We start from the raw sequence: 507 nt of genomic DNA, 5'->3' as shown, positions 1-507 counted from the left end.
CATGGCAATATCGAGCCCCGTGCCACAGCTGTTTAAGGCAACGGCATACCGTGCGCCGCAGTAGGCGGCAAAGGCGTTTTCAAAGTCTTCTATCTCCTTGGGATTGGGGCCAAAGCCGACCAGCCAATTCATAGACTCACGGATTGTGCTTACTACCGCCTCCACCTCCCGCTCGGTGTACCATGCCCCAAGGTTTGACACGCCCCACAGGGTTGTCCCCTCAGGCCACGGCCTCCCACGTTTGAGTATCTCTTTTATTTCCTTTTCGTTCATGTTTGCCTTTTGCTCCTAAAGAATTTTAACCACCAAAGCCGCTAAAGCCACATAATTTTATAAATTGGCGTGTACTCCCTGTTGCAAAGAATGATGTGGAAAAACCTTATACCAAGCAGCCTTCAATCATCTAACTTTGTTGGCATTGTCACAAGTTTCGGGGTGCACACTCCCCTAAAGCCTACACCCCAAACATGTTTCTTAACTCATCAACAGAAGCAGCTTTTTTAATAT

General features: G+C 48.1%; 1 protein-coding gene. It reads right to left on the bottom strand.

The window, feature by feature from the left end; translation table 11 throughout:
• Window positions 1-273, bottom strand: a 273-nt coding sequence (locus H7844_16135) for a DegT/DnrJ/EryC1/StrS family aminotransferase (protein ID MEO5358806.1), incomplete at its 3' end; no start/stop codon positions are given.
• Between the last annotated feature and the right edge of the window lie 234 nt (window positions 274-507).

Source organism: Nitrospirae bacterium YQR-1 (assembly GCA_039908095.1).
Taxonomy (GTDB): Bacteria; Nitrospirota; Thermodesulfovibrionia; order Thermodesulfovibrionales; family Magnetobacteriaceae; genus Magnetomonas.
This window is presented reverse-complemented; position numbering and strand designations above follow the sequence as displayed.